Below are 24,981 nucleotides of genomic sequence, written 5' to 3' on the forward strand. Positions count from 1 at the left end.
ATCAGCCGAACAGCAGCGCCCGTCGCAGCCTGTCGGTCTCGGAGACGGCGTCCGGAACGACCTGTGCGAGTCCGGTCCCGGCGAGCCACGCGCCCACTGCCGCCACACCGGGGACGGCGCGCACGGCCGCCCGCGCCGCGGTGCGCCGCTGGGCGGAGCCGATGACGGATGCCGGCTGCGCCTGCACATGGCGCGCGCGATGCGCGCCGACGAGCTGCTCAGGGCGCAGCGTCATCCCGAGCATCGCGGATGCCTCGGCGAGCGCCAGCTGCGCGGCATCCGCGTCGTCCAGTGCGGCGGTCGCCGGGGTCTCGCCCTGGCTTCCGAACGACACCCGCACGACGTGCCGGCCGGCCGCCGCCTCGCGCAGCCAGCCCCACTTGACCGTCGAGTGCGTCAGCGCCTTCGCCACGCGGCTGCCGGGCACCGTGAGCACTCCGGTGCCGCGCGGAGCGGCGTCGAGCTCGGGAGCGTCCAGCACCAGCGTGACGATCTCGATCTCCGGCGCGACGGCCGGCGCGCCCAGGTCAGCGTGCCCTGTGAGCAGTGTGCGCGCAGCGGGCTCTGAGGTCGCGACGATCACGGCATCCGCGCGCAGTTCCTCGGTGGCCGACTCGTCGTCCTCCGCGAAGCTCTCCCCCCGCACGGTCCAGGCCTTGCCGTCGCGAGTGAGCTGCTCGGCGTGCACGCCGGTGCGGATCCGGACCCCCAGGTCCTCCAGATCGGCACGCAGCGCGTCGACCAGCGTGCTCATCCCGCCGACGAGTCCCTCGACGGCGGAACCGGGCGCCTTTCCCTTCTCCTCCCGGTCGGCACGCAGCAGCGCCACGGCTCCAGAGAGCGATCCGGCGCGTGTGAGCGCGGCGCTCAGGCCCGGAGCGACGGCCTCGACGTCGACGTCGTCCGGATGCGCGGAGTACACGCCCGCGGTGACGGGCGCGACCAGCCGGTCGCGCACCCTCTCCCCCATCCGCGTGGCGACGAGCTTGCCGAGGCTCTTCTCATGCCCGATCGTGAGCGGCGGCCGAAGCCGGTCGACGTAGGCGCGCCACACCCCCCGGGTGCCGATGACCCGCCGCACGCCCTCCTGGAACGGGTTCTCGGGGATGCCGAGCATGCCGCCCTTCGGTATCGGTGCGGCTCCCACGCCGGGGATGCCGTCGATCCAGGCTCCGCCGCCCTCGGGCGTGACGATGCTGCCGCCGAGGCCGAGCTCGGTCACGAGGGCGCGCACGTGTCCGCCACGGGTCGCGTAGCTCTCCGCGCCGGCGTCGACGACGAGCCCCTCGACCTCGGCGCGGCGGATCGCACCGCCGAGCTGCTCGGAGGCCTCGAGCAGTGTGACGGACATCCCGACCTTCGCGCACTCGCGGGCGGCCACCAGCCCGCCGATGCCGCCACCGATCACGACGACGTGCTGCTCGGCCGCGCGGGCCGCGAGTTCAGGAGTGTGGTCGGTCATGCATCCATCCTCACACCCGCATCCGATGCACGAGCCGGGAGAAAGGGCGGATGCCGGCGCTCAGTCGCCCTTCGGGATCTGGCGGCGGTTGATCTGACTCGGTTCGGTGGTGTTGATGACCGTCGGCGTCCCGCTCGAGGTGTCGATGAAGAACACCCCGGTCTGGCCCTCGCTGATCGGGAACGCCCAGGTGCCGCCCGGCACATCCGGCTGCGGGCCCTGCACCACGTCGAGGGGCTCCGGCATCTGCCCCTTGATCACCTCGATGGGCGTCAGGGTGGCTGCCGAGGAGAAGTCGACCCGCGGCGTCCGCCAGATCACCGCATCCGGATCGCCTTCGACGCCGGCGAACACGATGATGTCGGCTTCATCGGCCCACTCCGCGAGCTGCGCCCTGGTCGCGTTCGGGATGCGGTCCGACTGCCCGGCCAGCACGCGCGCGAAGGCCCGCTGGGCACCGGAGTCGTCGTGCAGGCCGACATGCCCCAGCAGCTCGTAGCCCTCACCGGTGCTCTTCAGCACGAGGACTCCCTCGTGCTTGGCGTCGTAGGAGTCGTTCACCTCATCAACGAGGGCGTAATAGGTGCCCTCGGGCTTCGTGACGGTGATGCTCTCCGGCGCATCGCCCTTCATGACCTTGCTGACGCGCACCGTGGCCGTCTGCTCGGGGAAGGCATCCTGGTCGACGTCCGTGATCTGGGGGTCGACGGACTCGACCTCGCCGTACACGATGAGGTCGGCGTCGGACACCAGCTGGCCGATCGGCTCTGACGGATTCGGATCCTGCACCTCTGCAGTGGACGACGAACGGGGGGTGGGCATCGGATCCTCCTCTGGGACGGCACTGCACGCGGTCAGCGTCAGGGCGACGGACGCCACGACGACGAGGCCCGCTCTCTTCGCGATCATCTCTTCCCGACCTCGACGACATTGAACGACTTCGTGAACTCGTCCATGCTCATGGTGAACGTGCCGTCCGGCGGGTCGGCCAGCTCGCCGCCCGCGGCGCGGATCTCGGCTTCGTGCTGATTGTTGTGACCCCACGGATTGCGGATGACGACCATCTTCTCGCCGTTCACCTCGTAGGCGTCCAGCACGGTGAGGGCGTGTCCGCCGTCTTCGAAGCCGAGCTGCCCGTGCTGCGCGCTCGCGACCACAGGGCGTCCGTCGTCCAGCGCCTCGTCGATGTCTTCGTAGCTGTCGGCGACATCGTTCCCGCCGGTGAGCCAGTCCCACATGCCGCCGTCGTGGTCTTTCACGTCGGCGTCCTCGCCGTAGATGTCCTCCATGACGTCGCGCGCCCAGCCGCCGTCGTTCAGGTCTTCGTAGCCGATCCTGTTCTCGTAGGCGCCCTCCATGATCCGCACCCACAGCGCCTGATCGGTGTCGGAGATCTGGTCCTGCGTGACGACCACGTCCCCGTCGGCGAAGTGCACGGTGTACGTGCCGTCACCGTTGTCTGTGATCATCTCCATGATCTTGTCGGGGTCGACGTTCGCGATGCCGGCCAGGGTCGCGAGCAGGTAGCAGTCCCCGATGCCGCCCTGACGCACATCATCGGGGCACGGGAAGCCGTTCGGATAGAGCGCCGGGTCGCCGACCGGCGGAAGCTCCTCGCCATCGCGGATCCTCCCGAGACGCGGGTCGGTCAGCGAAGCGACCGCCGTGTCGTAGCAGTCACGCCAGTCGACGAAGCGGTTGTTCCACTGCACGGCGACGGCGTCCCACTCCGACTGCGCATCCTGGGAGGCCGAGAGCAGCCTGTTATAGGCGGCGTTCTGGTCGTCGTAGTCCTCGGCTGCCGGGTCGGGTTCATCCGCACCCCTCGCCGCCGCCACGGCGGCGTTCTTCGCCTGCCAGGCCTCCTTGCACGACACGGCCAGCGCGTTGAGGGCGTTCTGGTGATCCTCCGTCGCCTCGCCATAGGCGCGCAGGGCAGCGCCGACCGGCCAGTAGATCGCACCGGCGACGGCGAGCATCTGGGCGGAGTCGCCGATCGCGGAACGCAGCTTGTCCACCGCTTCGCCCGATACAGCCCACTGCGACATCTCGGCCTCGGCGAGCATCTTCAGCTGAGCGCTGACCGAGCCCATCAGGCTGCCGTAGGTCTCCATCCGATGCCCGTTCGCTCGCACGGTCTGCGGCTCACCGGTCATGGTGCGGATCTGCTCGCCGACGCCGAACGCCTCGCCTGCAGTGCCGGCGTCCACCTGCTCGTGCGCCATGGTCAGGCCCCCTCGTCCAGGTCGCTGTACGACTCGATCACGACGTCGAGGTGCGTGCCGATGCCGTCGAGCGTTGCGATCAGGTCGTCGCGCTTCGGCTCCCATGAGCCGCGGAAGTCGGATGCCAGCGAGCCGAGCTGCGGACGCTCGTACGGCGCGCCGATGGCACCCGCCACATCACCGGTGCGCTCCGGCGCGTCCTCCAGTTCCGCGATGATCTGCGTGATCGACTCGCGGACACTGCTCAGCAGGTCGTAGTCGATCTTGACCTTTTCGGCGACCATTCGGCACTCCCCCGGATTCAACTCCCTGTCACGGTAGCCGACCGGTGGGTGCACGCCCATGGGGAGAACTCCCCATGGGCGTCACCTCACAGCTCGCCGTGCGCGAGGGCGACGATGCGGGTCAGCTGGTCGGGGTCGGTCTCCGGCGGGACACCATGGCCGAGGTTGAGGATGTGGCCCTTCGCACCCCGGCCGCGCGAGATCACGTCGCGCACATGCGCCTCGAGCACCGGCCACGGCGCCTGCAGCAGCGCGGGGTCGATGTTGCCCTGCACGGCGACGTCCGTGCCGAGGATGCCGATGGCCTCGTCGAGCGGCATCCGCCAGTCGACGCCGACCGCCGAGGCGGCGCCGTCCAGGCGCATGTCCGTGAGGAACGGGCCCGTGCCGACGCCGAAGTGGATGGCGGGCACGCCGATGCCGTCGATGACCTCGCGCGAGTGCGGCGCGACGTAGGTGCGGTAGTCGTCGGTGGACAGGGATCCTGCCCAGGAGTCGAAGAGCTGCACGACGGAGGCTCCGGCGTCGCGCTGGGTCTCGAGGAAGCGCCGCGACACGGCGGCGAGCCAGCCGGCCAGCCGATGCCACGACACGGGGTCGGCGTGCATCATGGCGCGGGCGCGCAGGTGCTCCTTGGACGGTCCGCCTTCGACGAGGTAGGCGGCGAGGGTGAACGGCGCCCCTGCGAAGCCGATCAGCGGCGTCTCGCCGAGCTCGGCCGTGACGATGCGCACGGCTGCAGCGATCGCGTCGCCGTCGAGAGATGCGGGATCGATGGCGATCAGTTTCTCGACGTCGTCGGCCGTGCGCACCGGGTTCGCGAAGACGGGCCCGCGACCGGGCACGATCTCGACCTCGACGCCGGCCAGCCGCAGCGGGATGACGATGTCGCTGAAGAACACCGCCGCGTCGACGCCGTGCCTGCGCACGGGCTGCAGCGTGATCTCGGCCGCGAGGTCAGGAGTCAGGCAGGCGTCCAGCATCCGCGTACCGACGCGCAGCTCCCGGTACTCGGGAAGCGAGCGTCCCGCCTGTCGCATGAACCAGACGGGGGTTCGGTCGACGGTCTCTCCGGCCAGCGCACGCAGCAGGTCACTCATGCGGCCATCCTGGCACCGGCGCCTATGAGTGCGCCCGGGACGGATGCTGGACATGGCGCCGGGAACCCCCTAGTCTCGGATGCGCGCCGGGAGCGACCCGGATGCCTGAGGGAAGGAGAGCCTGATGAACGTCTCTGTCGTCGTGCCTTCCCTCGACATCCACTCATCTGAGGCCGCCCGCCACTGACACCCCGCGGTGGCCTCCTCCCCTGGAGCACATCACCGTGAACAAGCCGTCCTTCGACGCATCCCCCTTCGACATCACACTCTCCTTCGCCGACACGAGCCTGGTCGAGAACCAGCGCTGGAGCACATGGCAGGCGGTGACGCCCTCCGAGCGCGGCCCCGAGCCGCGCCCCGACTGGGTGGTCACCTCGGCCGACGCCGTCGACACCGAGCTCGGCATCCTCAAGACGGGCAAGGAGGCCGATGTCTTCCTCATCGAGCGCGCCGTGCCCTTCGATCCGTCGCAGCGCTCGCTGCTCGCCGCGAAGCGGTACCGGTCCACAGAACACCGCAGCTTCCACCGCTCCGCTGTGTACACCGAGGGGCGGAGCACCCGGAACACCCGCGACACCCGGGCGCTCGCCAAGAAATCCGCACATGGCCGCGCGGTCGCCGCCGCGCAGTGGTCGTTCACCGAGTTCGAGGCCCTCTGCCGCATGTATGAGCTCGGCGCCCCTGTCCCCTATCCGGTGCAGGTGGACGGCACCGAGGTGCTGATGGAGTTCATCGGCCACGACGGCATCGCCGCTCCGCGCCTCGCGCAGGTGCGCGACGGGCTCGACGACTGCTTCGCGCAGGTCGCCGAGATCCTGCGGATCTTCGCTCGGGCGGGCCTCGTGCACGGCGATCTCTCCGCGTACAACCTGCTCGTGCACGACGGCCACGTGGTGGTGATCGACCTGCCGCAGATCGTCGATCTGGCCGCGAATCCGCAGGCCTGGGATCTGCTGCACCGCGACTGCGTGAACGTGTGCGAGTGGTTCGCGCGGCGGGGTGTCGAGGCCGACGCCGACGAGCTGATCGCCGAACTGGTCGCGGAGTCGTTCGGCTGAGCGGAGGGCGGATCGTGACGGGCGTCAGGGGTCACATAGGAGCGCGGCGTAGAATCCCCCCGTGCTGGTCTGCGTCTCGGCGAGTCATCGAACCGCCTCCTTCGAGTTGCTCGAACGCCTCAGCCGCACTCCCGACTCCGTCGCCCCCGCTCTGATGGCCGGCGGCGCGGAGGGTGCGGTCGTCCTGGCGACGTGCAACCGCTTCGAGGCGTACGTCGAGATCGACGCCGAGCCGGCGGATGCCGCAGGCGCCGTGCGCGATGCAGTGGTGGCAGCCACCGGCATCCCCGCGGAGGACCTGGACGGCTCGTACCAGGTGCTCAGCGACCGTCGCGTGCCGGAGCATCTGTTCGCCGTCGCCTCCGGTCTGGAGTCGGTCGTTTCGGGTGAGGGCGAGATCGCCGGCCAGGTGCGGCGCGCGCTCACCACCGCCCGCAAGAGCGGCACCACCTCCCCCGAGCTCGAGCGGCTGTTCCAGCGCGCCAGCCAGGCGCAGCGCAAGGTCAAGAACGACACCGCGCTGTCGCGTGCCGGCCGCTCGCTGGTGCGCCTCGCCCTCGATCTGGCCGACAGCCGCATCGCGGACTGGGGTGCGGAGCGCGTGCTGCTGGTCGGCACGGGAGCCTACGCCGCCGTGACCCTCGCGACCCTCCGCGAGCGCGGCGCGACCGACATCGCCGTGCACTCCCCCTCCGGCCGCGCCGCAGCCTTCGCGAAGAAGCACGACATCCGTGCGATCACCGCCGACGAGTACGCCGACGTCGCGAGAAGGTCCACGCTGCTGATCACCTGCACCGCCGCCGCCGAGCCGGTGCTCGGACCCGAGCAGCTGCAGCGGCCCGCATCCGCCTCGGCCGCCGGCTGCCCCGTCGGGCACCAGGCGGCCGGCCAGCTCGTGATCGACCTCGGGATGCCGCGCAACGTCGACCCGGCCGTCGCGCAGCTCGAGGGCGTCGCCCTGCTCGACCTCGAGACGATCCGGCTGCACGCCCCGCTGGAGGAGCTGCAGGCGACGGATGCCGCACGCTCGATCGTGCGCGCCGCCGCCGCGGACTTCCACGTGGTCGGCGCAAGGCAGAGCGTCACGCCCGCCGTGGTCGCCCTGCGCTCGCACATCTTCGGCCTGCTCGAGGACGAGATCGAGCGCGCTCGCCGCCGAGGCGACGAGGACGGCCGCGTCGAGCAGGCGATGCGCCACCTCGCCGGTGTGCTGCTGCACACGCCCACGACCCGTGCGCACGACCTGGCCGACGCCGGTCGGGCGCATGAGTTCCTCGACGCCCTCGAGACGCTCTACGGCCTGACGCCGGATGCTCCGGCATCCGAGGCATCCGGATCCGCCACCGCCTGACGTTTCCCTCCCGCCCGGTCGCATTTCGTCCCGGAACGGTGCCGCCTCCCCCGCTCAGGTCGCGCTTCGTCACGCTTACGTCGCACCAGAGCGGGACGAACTGCGACCCGAGCGGAGCGGATGGCCTGTCGGTAGCCTGAACCGATGACCGAGACGCTGGACGACGGACCGTTCTTCCACGGTACGAAGGCAGACCTGCAGCCGGGGGACCTGCTCACTGCCGGATTCCGTTCGAACTACCGGCCCGAGATCGTGATGAACCACATCTACTTCACGGCGCTGCGCGACGGCGCCGGACTCGCCGCCGAGCTCGCGGCCGGCGACGGCGAGCCGCGGGTCTACCGCGTCGAGCCGACCGGCGACTTCGAGAACGACCCGAACGTCACCGACAAGAAGTTCCCCGGCAACCCGACCCGCTCCTATCGCAGCACTGAGCCGCTGCGTGTGCTCGCCGTGGTCGAGGACTGGACACGGCTGACGCCGGAGGCCCTGCAGACCTGGCGCGACAACCTCGCCCGTATGCGCGCCGAAGGTGGCGGCGAGATCCTCAACTAGTCGGCAGCCTCGTCGTACCGGTCGCGGTTCGCCGTGATCTCACCCTGGTGGGCCGATGCCCATTCCGCGATCGCCAGCACGGGGCCGGCGAGGCCCTTGCCCAGCGGTGTCGACCGGTACTCGACGCGCGGCGGGATCTCTGCGAAGACCTCCCGCTCGACCAGTCCGTCGCGCTCCAGCTGGCGCAGCGTGTGCGTCAGCATCCGACCGGAGATGCCCGGCGTCATCTGCTTGAGTTCGGTGAAACGGAGCGGACCCTCGTGCAGCATGCCGATGAGCATGACGCTCCACTTGTCGCCGATGCGCGACAGGATCGAACGGAACGCCTCGGACTCCGCCGGACACCGCCTGAGCCGGCTGAGCCCAGGTCGCAGTCCGTCCCGCTCTCGCGCGCTGAGAGCGGGACGAACTGCGATCTGAACGGATGCCGCAGGCTAGGCCCGCGCCCGATAGCGCGCGTAGAGCACGCCGCTGTCCGAGAACGAGCGCTCTTCGACCAGGTCCAGGTCGAGCCGCACGCCGTCGGGGAAGAACCTCTTGCCGCCACCGACGACGCTGGTCGTGATGAAGAGGTGGTAGTCGTCGACCAATCCGGCGCGGATCGCCTGTGCGGCGAGGTTCGGACCGTCCACCGTGAGGTCGTGATCGGACGCCTCCTTGAGGCGCCGCACCGCATCCGGGTCGAAGGACCGCTCGATGCGGGTGCGATCGCTCGACGGCGCGGGCAGCGTCGTCGAATAGACCACCTTCTGGGCTGCCCGCCAGTCCTCGGCGTACTGCAGGATGTGCGCCGGCACGTCCGGGCCTGGTTCGACCGTCTCCCAGAACACCATCGTCTCGTACATCCGCCGCCCGTACAGGTACGTGCCCACCGGACGGAACAGGTCGTTCACGAACGTGTGCACCTCGGGGTCGTCGGCCGCCCTGCCGAGCCCGCCCTCCTCCGCCTCCGCATATCCGTCCAGCGAGGTGATCATCGAGTAGATGAGTCGGCCCATGGTCGCGCTCCTCTCGTCCCGACGATCCTCTCGCGCAGGCACTCCCGACGGAACCCCTGGGATGCAGGCTTGACTCGCTCCCCACACGCGTGCTCATAGTGGGCGATGACCATGGACGCATCGGAAGCGCAGCGAACCGGGCCGAGCCATCGCGGTCTGACGGCGTTCCTCACGATGCTCGTCCTCCTCGCCCTTCCCATCGTCGCGTTCGCGATCGCCGTGAACGCCGCGCCGACGGTGCACGCGGACGGCTCGTGCACGGGTATCGGGTTCGGCTGCACCCCCTCTCCGCACGACGGCCTGCTGCTGTTCGGCTTCCTCTTCGGGCTTCCCGCACTGCTCGTCACGGTGGCGATCGGGGCGCTGCTCAACGGGTTGTTCCTGAAGCGCTCGCGCTGGCACGGCATCGTCATCGGGCTGCTCTCGACGGTGATCGCGATCGCACTCGTCATCGCCGCGCTCGTGGCCTTCCTGACACCCTCGGGCGCGCTGAGATGGCCCTGAGATACCGCGGCGGCCCTGCGATACTGAGGGCATGGCCCTTCACATCACCGGAGACACCGCCGCAGACGAACTGCTGACCGACAACCCGCTCGCCCTGCTGGTGGGGATGCTGCTGGATCAGCAGGTCGCGATGGAGACCGCGTTCGCCGGTCCGCTCAAGATCGAGCAGCGCACGGGAGCCGCGGATGCGGCGACGATCGCGTCGATGGATCCCGACGACTTCCTCGCCGCGTTCAAGCAGTCCCCCTCCGTGCACCGCTTCCCCGGCTCGATGGCGACGCGCGTGCAGTCGCTCTGCCAGACGCTGGTCGACGACTGGGGCGGCGACGCGTCGGCGCTGTGGACTGCCCCTTCGTCGGGCTCAGGAACCGGGCCAGACGGCCCCACGGTGCTGAAGCGGCTCAAGGCCCTGCCCGGATTCGGCGAGCAGAAGGCGAAGATCTTCCTGGCGCTGCTGGGCAAGCAGTACGGGTTCACCGGTGAGGGCTGGCGCGAGGCATCCGCCCCGTACGGCGAGGACGGCTCGTTCCGCAGCGTCGCCGACATCGTCTCGCCCGAGTCGCTGACCAAGGTGCGCGAGCACAAGCGCGCGATGAAGGCCGCCGCCAAGGCCGCGAAGTGAGACCGACCGGCGGCAGCGTCGCGACCTTCGTCGCGGGCGTCACCCCGGTGAAGCGGCGGAGGGATGCCGAGACGCTGACGGCTCTGCTGCAGGAGATCTCCGGCCGCGAACCCGAGCTGTGGGGCACGATCGTCGGCTTCGGCGGCTGTCACTACCGCTATCCGACCGGCACCGAGGGCGACATGCCTCTGCTCGCGTTCGCGCCGCGCAAGACGGCGTCGACGATCTACCTGGAGTCGACCACGGCGCACGCAGACGACCTCGCCCGCCTCGGCCCGCACTCCACTGGCGTCGGATGCCTGTACATCAAGGACCTCGAGGAGGTCGACCTCGACGTGCTGCGCGACATCCTCACCGCGTCCCTGCGCTGGGCGGAGGACGGCGGCAGCGAACAGGCCGTGATCACCGTCACCGGCTGACGCGGGCGTCCTCCGGGTGGTTGACCGGCGAGTCCGGCGCGCCCGTCTCGCGCAGCGTCACCGCGTTCTGCGCCTGGATGCGCACGTACTCGATCTCGGTGCGCTCCGAGAAGTAGGCGATGTGCGGCGTCAGCACGACGTCGTCGCGGCCGACGAGCGGATGGCCAGGCTGCGGTGGCTCGGTGGCGAGCACGTCCAGGGCGGCGCCGCCGAGATGCCCGGCGTCGAGCGATGCGGCGAGCGCGTCGTCGTCGATGAGCGCACCGCGGGACACGTTCACCAGCAGCGACCCCTGTGGCATCCCGGCGAGGAACTCCGCGTCGACCATGTGCTCGGTCTCGGGCGTGAGCGGCAGGTGCAGCGACAGCACGTCGGAGGCACCCCGCACCTCTTCGAGGCTCGTGCGCCGCACGCCGAGCGCGTCGAGGTCGGCCCGCACCTCCGCGGTGTCCGGCATCAGCGGGTCGTAGCCCAGCACCCGGCCGAACAGCGGTCCCGCCTGACGGACGAGCTCGCGGCCGATCTTTCCGAGGCCGATGACCCCGAGCGTCCTCTCGCTCAGCCGCGGCGGCGCCTTCGGCGCCCTCTCGTTCCAGTCCGCGGGGTTCGCGCTGGCGAGATAGAAGCGCAGCTGGCGCAGGCTGTGCAGCATGATCGCCAGCGCATGGGTCGCGACCTCCTCGGTCGCGGCGCCCGGCACGTTCGTCACCCACACCCCGTGCTCGGTGGCGGCGTCGAGGTCGACGTAGTCGAAGCCCATCGACATCAGGGCGATGATCTCGAGGTTCGGCAGCTGCTCGATCATCTCGCGCGTGACGGAGGCGTAGCCGGGCAGCAGCGCGACGGCGTCGCGCGCGCCCTCGACGATCTCCTGGGCATCACGCGTTCCGAGCACACGCACCTCGAAGCCGTGCGCCTCGAGCAGCGCGATCCCGGGCGCGGGATCCGTGTCCTCGACATCGGTGTAGACGGCGAGCGGTCGTGCGGTGGTCATCTGCTTTTCTCTCCCGGAACTCATTCGCCGCGTCCGCGCACGATCGCGCGCGCCATGGCGGTGAGGATCTCGTAGGACACGTGGCTGGCGGCGATGCCGGTGATCTGCGCGTGGTCGTAGGCCGGAGCGACCTCCACGACGTCGGCGCCGACGATGTTCAGATCGGCCAGGCCGCGGATGATGCGCAGCAGCTCCCTGCTGGTGAGTCCGCCCGCCTCGGGGGTGCCGGTTCCGGGCGCGTGAGCAGGGTCGAGCACGTCGATGTCCACCGACACGTAGAGCGGCCTGTCGCCGATGCGCTGTCGCAGGCGCTCCATCGCCGCGGGCACGCCGTGCTCCTCCACGTACTCGCTGGTGATGATCGAGAAGCCCAAGCGCTCGTCGTCCTCGAGATCGCCCTTGCCGTACAGCGGGCCGCGGGTGCCGACGTGCATCGACGCGGTGCGGTCGATGAAGCCGTCCTCGGAGGCGCGGCGGAACGGCGTGCCGTGCGTGATCGGCTCGTCGAAGTACGTGTCCCAGGTGTCGAGGTGCGCGTCGAAGTGCACCACGGCGACGGGACCGTGCTTGGCGCTGATCGCCTTGAGCAGCGGGTAGGCGATCGTGTGGTCGCCGCCTATCGAGAGGATCCGGTCGACGCGTTCTCCGAGCTCCGTCGCGGCCTCGGCGATCTGCTCGACGGCGGTGTGGATGTTGAACGGGTTCGCGGCGATGTCGCCGGCATCCGCCATCTGCACAGCCTCCCAGCCGGAGAAGTCCTGCGCCGGGTTGTACGGCCGCAGCAGGCGGCTGGACGCGCGCACGTGCTCCGGGCCGAACCGGGCGCCGGGGCGGAAGCTGACGCCGCTGTCGAACGGGATGCCGACCACGGCGATGTCCGTGTCGCCGACATCCTCGATGCGAGGCAGGCGGGCGAAGGTGGACAGGCCCGCGTAGCGCGGGGTCTTCGAGGCGTCCGCCGGCCCGATCGGTGTGCTGCTCATGGGTGTTCCTGTCTCAGAGGGCGAAGGTGGACTGGTCGAGGTGGATGACCTGCAGGCCGCCGTCGGCCTGCGCCTGCTGCACGGCCTCGACGAGTTCTGCGGCTGAGGCGACGTGACGCCCCGTGCCGCCGAACGCGGTGCCGAGCGCGGCCCAGTCGGGCTGCACCAGGTCGACGCCGATCGGCGCGATCCCGGCATCCGCCTCGTTCTGGCGGATCTCGGCGTAGCCGCCGTTGTCGACGACGATCACGGTGACGTCGAGGCGCTGTTCGACGACGGTGATCATCTCCTGCAGCGAGAACATCAGCGCGCCGTCGCCCGTCACCGCGAACGCGGGGCGGCCCGGGTCTCCGAGCCGCGCCCCGAGGGCGGCGGGCAGCGAATAACCGAGGGTCGCGTACGTCGCCATGTACGGCATGGAGTTCGGCTTCGGCACCCGCAGCACGTTCATCAGACCCCAGTACGCGATCTGCGACGAGTCGGTGGCGACGATCGCATCGGCGGGCAGGGCGGCGGCGATGGCCTCGCCGAGCGCCGCGTTCACCGGCGACAGCTCGTGCACCTCGGCGCGCACGGCCTCGAGGGTCTCGGCGACGCGGCCGCCGGTCCGCGGGGCCCCGTCCCCCAGCTCAGTGAGCAGGGCGGAGAGGGCTGCCGCGGCGTCGCCCACGATGCCGACATCGGCCTTCTGGTTCTTGTCGATCTGCGAGGCGAGCAGGTCGATGCGGATGACGGTGCCCTGCGCGTCGAGCCGGTCGACCCACAGCTCGGCCTCGCCGAGCTTGGAGCCGACCACGAGCAGCACGTCGGCGTCGCGGGCGCGGTTGCGCGCGGCGGCCAGCCGCAGGTTGGCGCCGAGCGAGAGGGGGTGGTGCTCGTCGAGCACGCCCTTCGCGTTCGCGGTCGTGACCACCGGCGCGCCGAGGCGCTCGGCCACGGCCCGCAGGACCGCACCTGCGCGCCGTGACCCGCCTCCCGCGAGGATGACGGGGTCGGATGCCGCGTTCAGCAGCCGGGCGGCCTCGGTGACGGCATCGTCGGACGGAGCGGCGGCGGGCGGGAACACCCGGGCCGCGAGGTCGTCGGGGGTGATCCCCTCGGCCTCCTCCTCGAGCAGGTCCAGCGGCACCTCGATGTACACCGGTCGCGGGCGTCCGGTGGCGAACAGTTCGAAGGCGTCGTGCACGGCCGCCACCGCTTCGGCGGCGGAGGCGACGCGGCGGCCCCACTCGACCACGGCGGATGCCGCGGCCAGCTGGTCCTTGGTCTCGTGCAGCGTGCCGACGTCGGCGAACTCGCTACCGCGCGCGGGCCCGGGCGAGAGGATGATCATCGGCCTCGACTCGCAGTAGGCGGTGCCCGCCGCCGACAGCGCGTTCAGCAGGCCAGGGCCGCTCGTGGTCACGACGACGCCGGGCATCCCGGTCTGCAGCGACCAGCCGTCGGCGCCGTAGCCGGCGCCCTGCTCGTGCCGGGTGGTCACCGGACGGATCCCGAGCGACGGCAGCGGCCGGTAGAACTCCAGATTGTGGGTGCCGGGGATCCCGAACACCGTGTCGATGCCGTAGCCCCGCAGGGCCTCCATGACCACCCAGCCGGTGGTGCGCTTCGCGACGGTCTGCATGCCGCTCATCCTTCCTGGACCTGATGCTTCACAACGCCGTCCACCCAGGTCTCGAGCACCGGGATGTCGGCGATCCGCTCCCCCTCGGTCTCGAGCGGGTCTGCGCCGAGGACGACGAAGTCGGCACGCTTGCCCGGCGTCAGCGAGCCCAGCTCATCGTCACGGCCGAGCGAGGCGGCGCCCTCGAGCGTGTGTCCGCGCAGGGCTGCCTCGGCGCTGATCCGCAGCGAGTCTGGTCCCAGCTTGTGCCCGCGCCGGGTGACGCGGGTCACGGCCGCCTGGATGGCCTCGAGCGGGCGAGGCTCGGCGACCGGGGCATCCGACGAGATCGTGACGGGCACGCCGGCGGTGAGGAACTCACCGAGCGGGTTGAACCGCTCGCCGGGTGTGCCGATCGCCTGCTCCACGCCCTCGCCCCAGTTGTAGTAGTGCTGGGTCTGGTTCACGGGACGGATGCCGAGCTCGGCCATCCGCGCGATCTCCGCCGGATCGGGCAGGCCGCAGTGCTCGATGCGGTGCCGAGCGTCCCCGTCGGGACGCTCGGCGAGTGCCGCCTCCACCGCGTCGACGACCATCTTGATGGCGGTGGGCGACTGCGCGTGCGTGGCGGTCTGCAGGCCCGCCAGATGCGCCTTCTTCACCAGGCCGGCGTACTCCTCCGGCTGGTGGTAGAGCTGCCCGGTGCGGCACGGATCACCCACGTACCCCTCGGGGAAGTAGGCCGTCCAGCCGCCGAGTGTGCCGTCGGCGTAGAGCTTGACGCCGGCGGCGGAGAGGAAGGCGTTGCCGAACGGCCCGGTCAGGCCGAGGTCGATCACCTGGTCGAGCAGGTGCGAGAGGAAGTACATCGAGACCCGCAGGTCGAGGGCGCCGCGGTCGGCGAGAGCCAGGTACGCGGCGAACTCGCGCTGCGACACCTGGGCGTCACCGATCGTCGTGACGCCCCCGGCGAGGAACTCCTGCTGCACGGCGTCGAGCTGCCGCTGGTGCTCGGCCGGCTCGTCGCCGAGGTGGAAGTTCGGGCCGTGGTGGCCGACCTTCACGCCGTGCAGTCCGGTGAGCACGTTGCACGCGGCATCCGACAGCTCACCGGTCAGCTCGCCGTCCTCGTCGCGGAAGAACTCGCCGCCCTCGGGATTCGGTGTGTCGCGGGCGATGCCGTACTTCTCCAGCGTGAAGCTGTTCACCACGCCACCGTGGCCCGAGGCGTTCATGATGTACACCTCGCGGTCGGTGGCGACCTGGTCGAGTTCGTGCCGGGTGGGGTGCCGCTGCTCGGCGAGGTTGCGCTGCTCGTAACCGTAGCCGCGCAGCGGCGCCCCCTCCGGCAGCGTCGCCGCCCGCTCACGCATGAGCTCGACGATCTCGGGGATGGAGCCGGCCTTGTCCGGGCCGATGTCGACCCAGGTGAGCATCTGCCCGTACATCAGCGGGTGCGCGTGCGCATCGATGAAGCCGGGCACGATCGTCGCGTCAGGACGGTCGATCCGCACCGGATCCAGACCGGCCGCCTCGGCCGCGGACTCGACCTCGGCGATCGAGCCCACCGCGAGGATCCGGCCGCCGGCTGTGAGCATCGCCTCGGCCTGCGGGCGCTGCTCGTCGACGGTGCGGACGGTCTTCGCGGTGATGATCGTCGCGGCCGCGTCGCGGGAGTCGTAGGTGGCCAGTCGGCGCATCGTTCAGTCCTTCGAGGTGGGGATGGCGGTGGTGCCGCGTGCGATCAGGGATTCGGTGACCGGGGCGTTGTCGGAGTGCTGCGGGGCGAAGTACGCGCCGAACACCGCGAGCAGGCACAGCACGGCGAAGAACACCACGGCCGACCAGAAGGTGCCGGTGGCGGCGATCAGCGCCGTCGCGATCACCGGCGAGAGCCCGCCCCAGACCGCCGCGCCGATGCCGTACGAGAGCGACATGGACGTGTACCGCGCCTGCGGCCGGAACATCTGCGCCATCAGCGTGGACAGCGGGGCCCAGGCGCCGCTGAGCGTGATGCGCAGCAACGAGGCCAGCAGGTAGATCATCGCGACCTGGTGGCCCTGGATGACGAGCACGAGAGGCACGAACACCAGGATCGAGCCGACAGCACCCAGGTAGATGAGGGTCTTGCTGCCCCACTTGTCGCCGAGCCAGGCCAGCGGAAGCGTGATGATCATCTCGACGAGGGAGGCGACGGTCATCGCGCCGAGGATGACCTGGTAGTCGAGCCCCACGTCGGGCGCGGTGGCGAAGTTCTGCACGAAGGTCGTCGCGATCACATAGCCGCCGGACGACATCGCGATGATGCAGAAGCCGAGCAGCATGGGCCACCAGTTGTTCCGGATCGCGAAGACGATCGGCGTGGACTGCTTGTGGCCCTCGATCTTGGCCTCGAAGACGGGTGTCTCCTCGACCCGGTAGCGCACCCAGAAGCCGACGCCGATCAACACGATGCTGGCCAGGAACGGGATGCGCCATCCCCAGGCGATCAGGGCGTCGTCGCCTGCAGCGGAGAGGGCCCAGAAGGCGCCGGTCGCGAGCATGGCCCCGAGCGGGTTGCCGACCTGGGTGAAGCCGCCGTAGAAGACCTTGTACTTCGGCGGTGCGCTCTCGACCGCCATCAGGCTGGCGCCGCCCCACTCGCCGCCGACCGCAAGGCCCTGCACCATGCGCAGGAGCACGAGCAGGATCGGTGCGGCGATGCCGATGGAGGCGTAGCCCGGCAGGCAGCCGACCAGCACTGTCGCGATGCCCATCATCAGCAGGGTGACGGTGAGCGCGGGCTTGCGGCCGAACTTGTCGCCGATGTGGCCGAAGATGATGCCGCCCAGAGGGCGCATGAAGAATGCGACCGCGTAGGTGCCGAACGAGGCCAGGGTGCCGAGCACCCGGTCGACCTCGGGGAAGAACACCTGCGGGAAGACGAGGGCTGCGGCGGTCGCGTAGACGTAGAAGTCGTACCACTCGATCGACGTGCCGGCCATCGCGGCGAAGCCGGCGCGGAGTGCGCGGCGATGCGACGGTGCCTGCAGAGAGGCGGTTGAGGCGGACATACAGGGCTCCTTTGCTCTGTGGGGGTGAGGGTAAAAGTCCTTCGGGCTGTGCCGACTATAGGCCGGTTCTCGCGCAGATGCTCGCTCGAACAGTGGTCGCGGCCGTCGATCTGCGGACTGACGATCGCGCTCGGGCGACATGCGCCGATAGAATCGCGTCTATCACCGACGATCTGCGGCCGGTGCCTCGCAGATCCGGCTAATTCGCCCGTTGCGACGGAGACCGACATCAGGGGGTTCTCATGAGCGTGGAGACCACCACGTCGCGGTGGGTGGATCGCGATCCTGACGACCTGGACGGCCGGCTCATCCACGCCCTCCAGAAGGACGGCCGCGCCAGCATCCAGGACCTCTCCGAACTGCTCGGCACGTCCCGCGACTACGTCTCACAGCGGCTGCGCCGGCTGACCGAGCGCGACGGGCTGCGGGTGGTGGCGGCGCTCGATCCCGGCTTCGCCGGTCACCACGTGCTGGTCCACGGGATGGTGAGCGTGACGGGTCCCGCCCGCCCGGTGGCCGAGGAGATCGCGCGGATCGACGACGCCGTCTTCGTCTCGATGGTGAGCGGGGCGCACCCCCTCGTGTTCGAGTCACGGCACGGTGACGACGCCCGTCTGCACGAGATGCTCGACCGGGTGCGCCGCATCCCCGCCGTGCGGCAGGTCAGGGTCACCACGTACGCAGAGGTGCTCCGGGGCTTCTTCGTCGCCGATTCCCGCACCGAGATCACCCTGGACGACCTCGATCATCGCCTGATCGCCGCGCTGCAGCACGACGGGAGGGAGAGCTACCGGGCGCTCGCCGACGCCGTGCACCTCTCGCCCTCCTCCGCGCGCTCGCGGGTGCGGAGGCTCATCGACGCGGGCGTCATCCGCATCTCGGCGATCCCCTCGGGCGGCCTCTCCCGCAACCGTGTCGCAGTGGGTGTCGGCATCACCGTGAGCGACGACGCCGACCCGGTGCGGCAGTACATCCTCGACTCGCCGGTCATCGACTTCGCTGCGGGGTCGCATGGCAGCTACGACTTCATCGCCACCATCGGCGGCTCGTCGACCGCGGGCGTGCTCACCGTCCTGGAGGAGATCCGCGCGCTCCCCCAGGTCGGCGGGCTGGAGAGCTGGACCCACCTCGACGTCATCAAGGAGGACTACACCCGGTCGCTGGGCCGGGTCGTGGTCGCCTGACCGCCGCCGACGCGATCACATCACGATGATGTCGGCCTCGGGAGCACGATAGTCCTCGACGGACGGGACGACGGGCGCGGTCTCCACGCCGGTGCGGTACGCCCGCACCGCGGCGAGCGCCGGCGACGGGCCGTCCAGCTCGATCCGCAGAGAGCGCACCGTGCGCGCCGGGAAGGCATGCACGCGACGGATGCCGACGGTCCGCCCCTCGGCGACGATGACGCCGTCGACGAGCACGCGGTGGTGGGAGATCCGCTGCCCGGCATCCAGGACTTCCGCGAGTTCGAGATGGTCGATCTCGACGTCCCCGGCGAACGAGACCTCCCAGATCCCGGCATCCGTCTGCGCGAGGCGCGCCTCGAACGGCGCGCCGAACCGGCGCGCGAGCTCCGTCGAGTACTCCTCCAGCACGGCGAGATCGGCCGTGTCGATCAGGCCGTCCCTCGTCGGCGGCACGTTCAGCAGAAGGTTCGCGCCGAGGCCGACGGACCGGTAGTGGATGCCGAGCAGATGCTCGAGCGACTTCGGCTCGTCGAACGGGTGCCAGAACCAGCCGTGCCGCAGTGACACGTCGCACTCCGGCGGCAGGTAACGGGGCTCGAACCCGAGCACTGCCTCGGTGTGCACGTCGTTCGGGGTCCAGTCCGAGACGTACAGCACCGGGTCCTCGGCCAGGCCGTCTTCGTTGCCCACCCAGCGGATGTCAGGGTCGCCCATGTTGAAGACCACCGCGCCCGGCTGGTGCGCGCGGACGATGCCGGTGATGCGCTCCCAGTCGTACTCCCGACCGGCCGAGCCGGCACCGTCGAACCACACCTCGACCAGCTCGCCGTACCCCGTGCACAGCTCGGTGAGCTGCGCGCAGTAGAAGTCGTCATAGGCCGCGGCATCCGGATAGCACTCCGCGTTGCGGTCCCAGGGCGAGAGGTAGAGCCCGAGCCCATCCCCGCCTCGACGCACGCGTCGGCGAGCTCGCGGACGACGTCGCCGCCCCCGTCCCGCCAGGGGCTGGATGCCACGGAGTAGTCGGTGGTCGCGGTGGGCCAGAGGCAGAACCCGTCGTGGTGCTTGGCCGTCAGCACGACGTGCTTCGCCCCTGCGGTCTTCGCCGCGGCGACCCACTGCCGGGCGTCGAGCTCGGCCGGGTCGAAGGAGGATGCCGGCAGCGTGCCGTCGCTCCATTCCACTCCGGCGAAGGTGTTCAGCCCGAAGTGGAAGAACACCGCGACACCGGCCCGCTGCCAGCGCAGCTGCGCGGCAGTCGGATGCAGCGCGGCGGTCTCCGCGGAGATCGGCAGTCCCATCGGGCTCGGATCCTGGTCAGGCGCGGGCCAGACGCTCGGCTTCCTTGGCCGCGACGATCTTGCGCAGGCCGGAACTGGAGAACCGGTGGTTGCGGCTGTTGAAGTACAGCTCGATGCCCGCCTCTTCGCAGTACTCGCGCCCGGTGAAGTCACGGTTCTCGTACTCGTCGCCGACGATGCGCACGTCGAGCTTGAAGGAGCGGAGGATGTCTTCGAGGTCCTGCTCGGTCGAGTACGGCACGATCTCGTCGACGTACTCGCAGCCGCGCAGCTGGATGTAGCGCTCGACCACGGTCTGGGTCGGCGCGTTCTTCTCAGGGCGGTCCAGCGTCGGGTCCATCTGCAGGCCGCAGATCAGGTAGTCGCACTGACGCTTGGCCTCGGCGAGCATCATGATGTGCCCGGCGTGCAGCAGATCGAACGTCGAGAACGTGATCCCCACCCGCGGTCCCGGGTTGTAGTCCTGATGCTTCTTCGCGGCTTCCTGCCCCATTGCGCCTCCTTGGTCGGCAGTGATCGATTCTACCGGCGGGGCCCTGTGAGCCGTTCCCCGGGCGGTTGCCCCGCCCGGGGAACAGCTCTGTCCGCGCGCTGGTCTCAGCCGTCCATCGGGCGGAAGACGACCTTCGTCGGGGCGGAGGAGCCCGTGTGCGCCAGCCTCTGCGTGACCGTCGCGGTCTGCGGCAGCGTCAGCTTGCGGTCGAGCGTGATCGACCAGCTGCCGTCCACAGCGACGGTCGCCGTCGCATCCGATGCGCGCAGGCCAGGGCCGGCGACCGTCACGGAGACCTCGGCACCCGGAGCGCCCACGCCACTGATCGTGACACGGTCGGCGCCGAGCGTCGCCGTCGTCGGCTTCGGAGCGACGCCGGCTGCGTCGTCCTGAACGGCAGCGAGATTCTTCATCCACGTGAAGGAGGTCGGCGTGATGGTGTCGTCGCCCCACACCTTGCCGTCGCGGTCGACGGCGTACGCGAAGAAGCCGCCCTTCGTGGCGCCCTCCGGCTGCCACGTCGCGTACTTGTGCGCGAGGTACGACGGCGCCGTCGCGGAGTCGTAGATGCCCTCTGCATCGCCCCAGTGGGTGCGGTCCTGCTCCTCCGGGAAGGAGAACCCGGGCAGGAACTGGCACGGCGCGATGTCGTCCGCGAACGTCTCCCAGGTGCTCTGCATCCTGCTCGCGTCCCTGCCGTACGCCTGCAGCAGCACGTACGACACGTTGTCGGACACCGCCTCGAACAGCGGGGTGCTGCCGGTCTGGTTGGTGTCGAAGATGAACAGCTTGTCGCTGCCCGACTTCGGTCCGATGATCTCGCCGAGCGCATTGAACACGCCGATCGCCCGCGTCAGGCCGTCACCGGTCGGGTACGACTCCACGTCGATGTCGATGCCGTCGAGGCCGTACGGCGTGACGTAGGTGTCGACCAGCTGCTGCGCGTACTCGCGGTAGGCATCCTCCGTCAGGGGGATGTCGGCCCCTGCGAGCTTGTCGATCCACAGCGTGTAGACCACCCGGGTGCCCCGCTCGTGCAGCGTCGGCACGTACTCGTCACGCAGCGTCGCCCAGTAGTCGGTGTCGGCCGTCTTGCCGGCGTCGAAGACCATCGCCACGTCGATCTCAGCCGGGAGATCGGTCATCTTCGTGACGTTCGGGTACGGCAGGTTCGAGTTGGCGTCGTGCGGCACCGTGACGTCGCGCCAGGTGCGGTAGTACGCCATGACCAGCGGATCCGCGGTGCACTGAGAGGTGTTCCCGACGGCTTCCTGCGTCGTCGCCTCGTCGGCCATGGCGGAGCTGCCGCCGAAGACGGCGAGTCCGCTGAGCAGCACTCCGATGCTCATTGCCGCTGTCGTTCGTCTCATCCTTCATCTCTCCTTCGAGTGGAGGGGGTTCCCACGCCCGCCCCTATGAGCCCCGCGCTTCGTCTATGGCGGCGTCCAGCGCCGTGAACTCCGACAGCGACAGCGCAGTGCCGCCGTTCCAGGCCCGCTCGGCCATGGCGCGCAGCGGCGCACGGATGCCGGCGGCGACCTCTTCCACGGTCTGCGGACCGCCCTTGTCGGACCAGATCGCGAACGAGCATCCGAGCAGCAGCTCCGGGTACGGGGCGACGATCTCCTGCCGCACCGTGCCCTGGCCGTCAGGGCCCCACAGCCGCGGGAAGAGGCCCGGATGCCAGTCCGCCTCCCAGATGCGCTCCGCGGTCGGATACCGGTAGCCGGCGTTCTCGCCGAGCACGTAATAGAAGAGGTTGTCGTTCACGTTGACGATGCGGTGGCCCGCGGCGACCGCCTCGGACACCGGGCGCATACCCGCGTGCCAGTTGGTCCACCAGGTCAGCACGACCTCCGGGTCGAGCGGCACCTGCGCACTGCGCAGCATCCCGTCGTTCCAGACCCGCGGCTGCAGGCCGTGCCGGCGCAGGTGCGCCGCGATCTCGTTCACGAAGTCGGTGAGCAGATCGAAGCCGGTGCCCTGTGCGCCGTAGCGAGCGTGCGCGGCATCCGTCAGCGCCGGGTAGTCCTCGATGCGCTCGAAGGCGACGAACTCGTCACCGCCGAGATTCCATTTCGTGCTGTGCGGGAACACCGGCACCATGTCGTCGATCAGGCGCTTCGCGAACTCGAGCGCCTCCGGCCGGGTGATGTCGAGTGCGTGATCCGTGCCGATGATCCCGGCCTCTGCCGGGTCGTCCGGATCCGTGCCGGGCGGCAGGCGAAGATCCGGATGCTGCTCCAGCGCCTGCCTCAGGTGGCCGGGCATGTCCAGGGACGGGACCACGTCGATGTGCAGGTCGCGGGCGATCTCGACGATCTGCGCCGCCTCGTCCCTGGTGATGTGCTCGGCGGAGACGACCTCGGGGAATGCCGCCGATTCCAGCCGGAATCCCTCGTTCTCGGAGAAATGCCACTGGAAGACGTTGATCCCCACGTCAGCCGCGTCATGCAGCATCCGGATGATCCACGCGGCCGGGTAGAACTTGCGGGCGGCGTCGAGATGGATGCCGCGCTCGGCGACGGCCGGGACGCCTGCGACCGAGCCGCGCGGGACGGCACCCTGCGCGCGCAGGTTGTGCAGCAGCTGACGGGTGGCGCGGAACGCGCCCACCGGCGTTGCGACGCGGATCTCGACGTCGTCGCCGACGACGATCTCGTACGCCTCACCGACGAGATCGGCCGGACCGATCAGGATGCGGGCATCGCCGCCCTCGGGGATGTCGAGGGCGGCGAGGTCGGACTGCAGTCGCTCCGCCTCGTGGGCGAAGGCTGCGTCTGCAGCGCTGACCCGCGCGGATGCCGGGCGCCAGGTGCCGGTGGTCAGGTCGGCCTTCGCGGGCTGGGGCAGGGCTGACCAGATCATCCCTTGACGCTGCCCTCTTCGACGCCCTTGAAGAACTGCTTCTGCAGCACCGCGAACAGGATGATGATCGGCACCAGGGCGATCATCGTGCCCGCCGCGATCACGCGCGGATTCTGCCCGAACGTGGAGTTCAGGTAGTCCATGCCGACGGTCAGCGTGTAGTTCGCGGGATCGGACAGCACCACGAGCGGCCAGAGGAACTCGTCCCACGAGCCGATGAACGCGAACAGGGCGACGACCGAGACCATGCCGCGGATGTTCGGCCAGACGATGTGCCGCAGGCGCTGCAGGGTGTTCGCGCCGTCGATGGTGGCCGCGTCGAGCGTGTCCGCCGGGATCATGCGGCACGCGGCCGCCATCAGCAGCACGTTGATCGCCGCGATCGCGCCGGGCAGGAACACACCCCACAGGGTGTTCGCGAGTCCCAGCGATTTGACCGTGAGGTACTGGCTGGTCAGGGTGACCTCGCCGGGGAGCAGCAGGGTGGAGAAGAAGATCGCCATGACGATGCCCTTGCCGCGGAACTTCAGGCAGCCGAGCGCGTAGCCGCCCAGGGTGGCGAAGATCACGTTCGTGATCACGGTGCCCACGCCGATGAGCAGTGAGTTGCGGGCGTAGTCCAGCACCGGAATGGTGCGGAACACCTCGGCGTAGTTGTCCCAGTTCGGCGCGCTCGGGATGAGTGAGGGCGGGAAAGAGTAGATGTCCTCGGCGTTGCCCTTGAACGAGGTGGACAGCTGCCACACGAACGGGAACACCATGATGACGAAGATGACCAGCAGCAGGGCGTACTTGCCGACCAGTCCCCCGAGCGACGGCTTCAGGATGTCGGCAGAGCCCTTGGTGCGATAGGGCTTCTCGCGGTGCCGGGGCTCGCGCGGGGCGCGTCCCTTACGCACGGCGTTCTCGGTCTGCTCCAGCAGTGCCGCGTTCTCGCGGGTGCCCATCAGGCTCATGCCGCCACCTCCTCGGCGCGCTTGGCGGCGCGCATCGCGCGACGGGCGCGACGGTTCGTCGCGATCTCCTTGATGACGTCGCCGTTGTTCGCGATGCCGACCACGAGCAGCGGCACCAGAGTGAGCAGGAACAGCACGATCGAGATCGCCGAGGCGTAGCCGATCTGCCCGTTCAGGCCCTTGCCCATCGACTGGATGAGCATGACCATGCTCATCGACTGGCCACCGGGGCCGCCCGAGCCGTGCGAGAGCACGTAGAGCTCGGTGAACACGCGCACGGCGGCCACGCAGATCAGCACCGACACGAGCATCATCGGGCCGCGCACGCCGGGCACGGTCACCGACCAGAACCGGCGCCAGGCGCCGGCGCCGTCCATCGCCGCGGCCTCGTGCAGTTCGCGCCCGACGTTCCCGAGCGCTGCGAGGTAGACCACCATGTAGTAGCCGAGGCCCTTCCACACGGTCAGGCCGATGGCACAGAAGATCAGCAGCCAGCGGTCGGAGAGGAACTCGATGGGCCGGTCGGCGAGGCCGAAGAACTTCAGCGCCGAGTTGATCGTGCCGGTGCTGGAGAAGAGGAACTCCCAGACGATCGCGACGACGACGGCCGAGGCGATCACCGGGAAGTAGAACGTCGTGCGGAAGAACCCGATCGCCGGGATCTTCCGGTGCACGAGCAGCGCCAGCAGCAGCGGGATGAAGGTCAGCAGCGGCACGCACACCACGACGTAGACGAGCGAGGTCGTCAGTGCGTAGCCGAAGCGCTCATCGGTGCCGAGCTTGGCGAAGTTGTCCAGTCCGACGAACTGGACGGGGCGGAGAGGGCGAGCATCGGTGAACGCGAGGAACACCGTGTTCAGGAACGGCCACAGTGCGAACACCAGGACCCAGATCACGCCGGGCAGTACCAGGAGGTACGGCGTGTACCAGCGCTGTCTTCTCATCAGCTCACCCTCTCCGCTTCA

General features: G+C 69.8%; 25 protein-coding genes and 1 pseudogene. 7 read left to right on the forward strand and 19 right to left on the reverse strand.

The features are described 5' to 3' along the window. Nucleotide 1: 1 nt before the first annotated feature. The 5 genes from GON06_RS16000 to hemE all read right to left on the reverse strand — a co-directional run bounded on the left by GON06_RS16000 (nt 2) and on the right by hemE (nt 5,071). Nucleotides 2-1,462, reverse strand: coding sequence for a protoporphyrinogen/coproporphyrinogen oxidase (locus GON06_RS16000; RefSeq protein WP_157313318.1), 1,461 nt, complete (start codon nt 1,460-1,462; stop codon nt 2-4). A 60-nt stretch (nt 1,463-1,522) separates the two neighbouring features. Next, nucleotides 1,523-2,284 carry a hypothetical protein gene (locus GON06_RS16005; RefSeq protein ID WP_157313319.1) on the reverse strand — a complete coding sequence of 254 codons (762 nt, stop codon included), beginning with the start codon at nt 2,282-2,284 and terminating at the stop codon, nt 1,523-1,525. Nucleotides 2,285-2,367: 83 nt separating this feature from the next. Continuing rightward, nucleotides 2,368-3,687: a C2 family cysteine protease gene (locus tag GON06_RS16010; RefSeq protein WP_157313320.1), complete on the reverse strand. Its 1,320-nt coding sequence runs from the start codon at nt 3,685-3,687 to the stop codon at nt 2,368-2,370. Between the two features lie 2 nt (nt 3,688-3,689). After that, the gene (locus GON06_RS16015; protein WP_157313321.1) at nt 3,690-3,971 is read right to left on the reverse strand and encodes a hypothetical protein; all 282 of its coding nucleotides are present in this window, start codon (nt 3,969-3,971) and stop codon (nt 3,690-3,692) included. Between the two features lie 86 nt (nt 3,972-4,057). Beyond that, the gene (gene hemE / locus GON06_RS16020; RefSeq protein ID WP_232528513.1) at nt 4,058-5,071 is read right to left on the reverse strand and encodes a uroporphyrinogen decarboxylase; all 1,014 of its coding nucleotides are present in this window, start codon (nt 5,069-5,071) and stop codon (nt 4,058-4,060) included. 218 nt (nt 5,072-5,289) lie between these two features. On the opposite strand from hemE, the gene GON06_RS16025 reads away from it, so the two are divergent. From GON06_RS16025 to arr, 3 genes are all read left to right on the forward strand, one after another. Beyond that, nucleotides 5,290-6,129, forward strand: a complete 840-nt coding sequence (locus tag GON06_RS16025) for a serine protein kinase RIO (RefSeq protein WP_378735385.1) — start codon at nt 5,290-5,292, stop codon at nt 6,127-6,129. A gap of 61 nt (nt 6,130-6,190) precedes the next feature. Beyond that, nucleotides 6,191-7,480 (forward strand): glutamyl-tRNA reductase, encoded by a 1,290-nt coding sequence (locus GON06_RS16030; protein WP_332837636.1) that lies wholly within the window; start codon nt 6,191-6,193, stop codon nt 7,478-7,480. A gap of 144 nt (nt 7,481-7,624) precedes the next feature. Next, complete coding sequence (gene arr / locus GON06_RS16035) at nt 7,625-8,035, forward strand: NAD(+)--rifampin ADP-ribosyltransferase (protein ID WP_157313323.1); 411 nt, start codon at nt 7,625-7,627, stop codon at nt 8,033-8,035. Here arr and GON06_RS16040 read toward each other — a convergent pair. Together GON06_RS16040 and GON06_RS16045 are read right to left on the reverse strand one after the other, a co-directional pair. Continuing rightward, nucleotides 8,032-8,409 carry a winged helix-turn-helix transcriptional regulator gene (locus GON06_RS16040; protein WP_269778464.1) on the reverse strand — a complete coding sequence of 126 codons (378 nt, stop codon included), beginning with the start codon at nt 8,407-8,409 and terminating at the stop codon, nt 8,032-8,034. The genes arr and GON06_RS16040 overlap by 4 nt on opposite strands. A gap of 60 nt (nt 8,410-8,469) precedes the next feature. After that, on the reverse strand, nt 8,470-9,033 hold the full coding sequence (locus GON06_RS16045; RefSeq protein WP_157313325.1) for a dihydrofolate reductase family protein: 564 nt from the start codon (nt 9,031-9,033) through the stop codon (nt 8,470-8,472). Nucleotides 9,034-9,144: 111 nt separating this feature from the next. Between GON06_RS16045 and GON06_RS16050 the strand changes: the two genes are divergently transcribed. The 3 genes from GON06_RS16050 to GON06_RS16060 are packed head-to-tail and all read left to right on the forward strand — an operon-like array spanning nt 9,145 to nt 10,578. Beyond that, complete coding sequence (locus tag GON06_RS16050; protein ID WP_157313326.1) at nt 9,145-9,537, forward strand: hypothetical protein; 393 nt, start codon at nt 9,145-9,147, stop codon at nt 9,535-9,537. 31 nt (nt 9,538-9,568) lie between these two features. After that, on the forward strand, nt 9,569-10,159 hold the full coding sequence (locus tag GON06_RS16055) for an HhH-GPD-type base excision DNA repair protein (RefSeq protein ID WP_157313327.1): 591 nt from the start codon (nt 9,569-9,571) through the stop codon (nt 10,157-10,159). Beyond that, nucleotides 10,156-10,578, forward strand: coding sequence for a DUF1801 domain-containing protein (locus GON06_RS16060; RefSeq protein WP_332837637.1), 423 nt, complete (start codon nt 10,156-10,158; stop codon nt 10,576-10,578). The genes GON06_RS16055 and GON06_RS16060 overlap by 4 nt, the downstream gene beginning before the upstream one ends. Here GON06_RS16060 and GON06_RS16065 read toward each other — a convergent pair. The 5 genes from GON06_RS16065 to GON06_RS16085 are packed head-to-tail and all read right to left on the reverse strand — an operon-like array spanning nt 10,568 to nt 17,211. Then, complete coding sequence (locus GON06_RS16065; protein WP_157313328.1) at nt 10,568-11,572, reverse strand: C-terminal binding protein; 1,005 nt, start codon at nt 11,570-11,572, stop codon at nt 10,568-10,570. The two genes, GON06_RS16060 and GON06_RS16065, sit on opposite strands and share 11 nt — an antisense overlap. 20 nt (nt 11,573-11,592) lie before the next feature. Then, on the reverse strand, nt 11,593-12,555 hold the full coding sequence (gene speB / locus GON06_RS16070; protein WP_157313329.1) for an agmatinase: 963 nt from the start codon (nt 12,553-12,555) through the stop codon (nt 11,593-11,595). Between the two features lie 13 nt (nt 12,556-12,568). Continuing rightward, nucleotides 12,569-14,188, reverse strand: coding sequence for a thiamine pyrophosphate-binding protein (locus GON06_RS16075; protein WP_157313330.1), 1,620 nt, complete (start codon nt 14,186-14,188; stop codon nt 12,569-12,571). Continuing rightward, nucleotides 14,185-15,858, reverse strand: a complete 1,674-nt coding sequence (locus GON06_RS16080) for an amidohydrolase (protein ID WP_157313331.1) — start codon at nt 15,856-15,858, stop codon at nt 14,185-14,187. The genes GON06_RS16075 and GON06_RS16080 overlap by 4 nt, the downstream gene beginning before the upstream one ends. 3 nt (nt 15,859-15,861) lie before the next feature. Continuing rightward, a complete protein-coding gene (locus GON06_RS16085) occupies nt 15,862-17,211 on the reverse strand; it encodes an MFS transporter (protein WP_157313332.1) in 1,350 nt (449 codons plus the stop codon). 242 nt (nt 17,212-17,453) lie between these two features. Here GON06_RS16085 and GON06_RS16090 point away from each other — a divergent pair, with 242 nt between their 5' ends. After that, on the forward strand, nt 17,454-18,395 hold the full coding sequence (locus tag GON06_RS16090; protein ID WP_157313333.1) for an Lrp/AsnC family transcriptional regulator: 942 nt from the start codon (nt 17,454-17,456) through the stop codon (nt 18,393-18,395). A 15-nt stretch (nt 18,396-18,410) separates the two neighbouring features. On the opposite strand, the gene GON06_RS16095 is transcribed toward GON06_RS16090, so the two are convergent. The 7 genes and pseudogenes from GON06_RS16095 to GON06_RS16120 all read right to left on the reverse strand — a co-directional run bounded on the left by GON06_RS16095 (nt 18,411) and on the right by GON06_RS16120 (nt 24,960). After that, nucleotides 18,411-19,355, reverse strand: coding sequence for an alpha-L-fucosidase (locus tag GON06_RS16095; RefSeq protein WP_332837639.1), 945 nt, complete (start codon nt 19,353-19,355; stop codon nt 18,411-18,413). Nucleotides 19,356-19,390: 35 nt separating this feature from the next. Then, nucleotides 19,391-19,699 (reverse strand): annotated as a pseudogene (locus GON06_RS19000) (alpha-L-fucosidase); the annotation flags it as partial. A 16-nt stretch (nt 19,700-19,715) separates the two neighbouring features. Continuing rightward, nucleotides 19,716-20,192, reverse strand: a complete 477-nt coding sequence (locus tag GON06_RS16100) for an adenylyltransferase/cytidyltransferase family protein (RefSeq protein WP_157313334.1) — start codon at nt 20,190-20,192, stop codon at nt 19,716-19,718. A 104-nt stretch (nt 20,193-20,296) separates the two neighbouring features. After that, nucleotides 20,297-21,541, reverse strand: a complete 1,245-nt coding sequence (locus tag GON06_RS16105) for an EndoS/ChiA family endoglycosidase (RefSeq protein WP_198346734.1) — start codon at nt 21,539-21,541, stop codon at nt 20,297-20,299. A gap of 64 nt (nt 21,542-21,605) precedes the next feature. Continuing rightward, nucleotides 21,606-23,060 carry a family 20 glycosylhydrolase gene (locus tag GON06_RS16110; RefSeq protein ID WP_157313335.1) on the reverse strand — a complete coding sequence of 485 codons (1,455 nt, stop codon included), beginning with the start codon at nt 23,058-23,060 and terminating at the stop codon, nt 21,606-21,608. Then, nucleotides 23,057-24,016 (reverse strand): carbohydrate ABC transporter permease, encoded by a 960-nt coding sequence (locus GON06_RS16115; RefSeq protein ID WP_232528514.1) that lies wholly within the window; start codon nt 24,014-24,016, stop codon nt 23,057-23,059. The genes GON06_RS16110 and GON06_RS16115 overlap by 4 nt, the downstream gene beginning before the upstream one ends. Further along, nucleotides 24,013-24,960 (reverse strand): carbohydrate ABC transporter permease, encoded by a 948-nt coding sequence (locus GON06_RS16120; RefSeq protein ID WP_157313336.1) that lies wholly within the window; start codon nt 24,958-24,960, stop codon nt 24,013-24,015. The genes GON06_RS16115 and GON06_RS16120 overlap by 4 nt, the downstream gene beginning before the upstream one ends. Nucleotides 24,961-24,981 lie beyond the last annotated feature (21 nt).

The sequence above is a fragment of the Microbacterium sp. MAH-37 genome (assembly GCF_009758255.1).
In the GTDB taxonomy this organism is placed as follows: Bacteria; Actinomycetota; Actinomycetes; order Actinomycetales; family Microbacteriaceae; genus Microbacterium.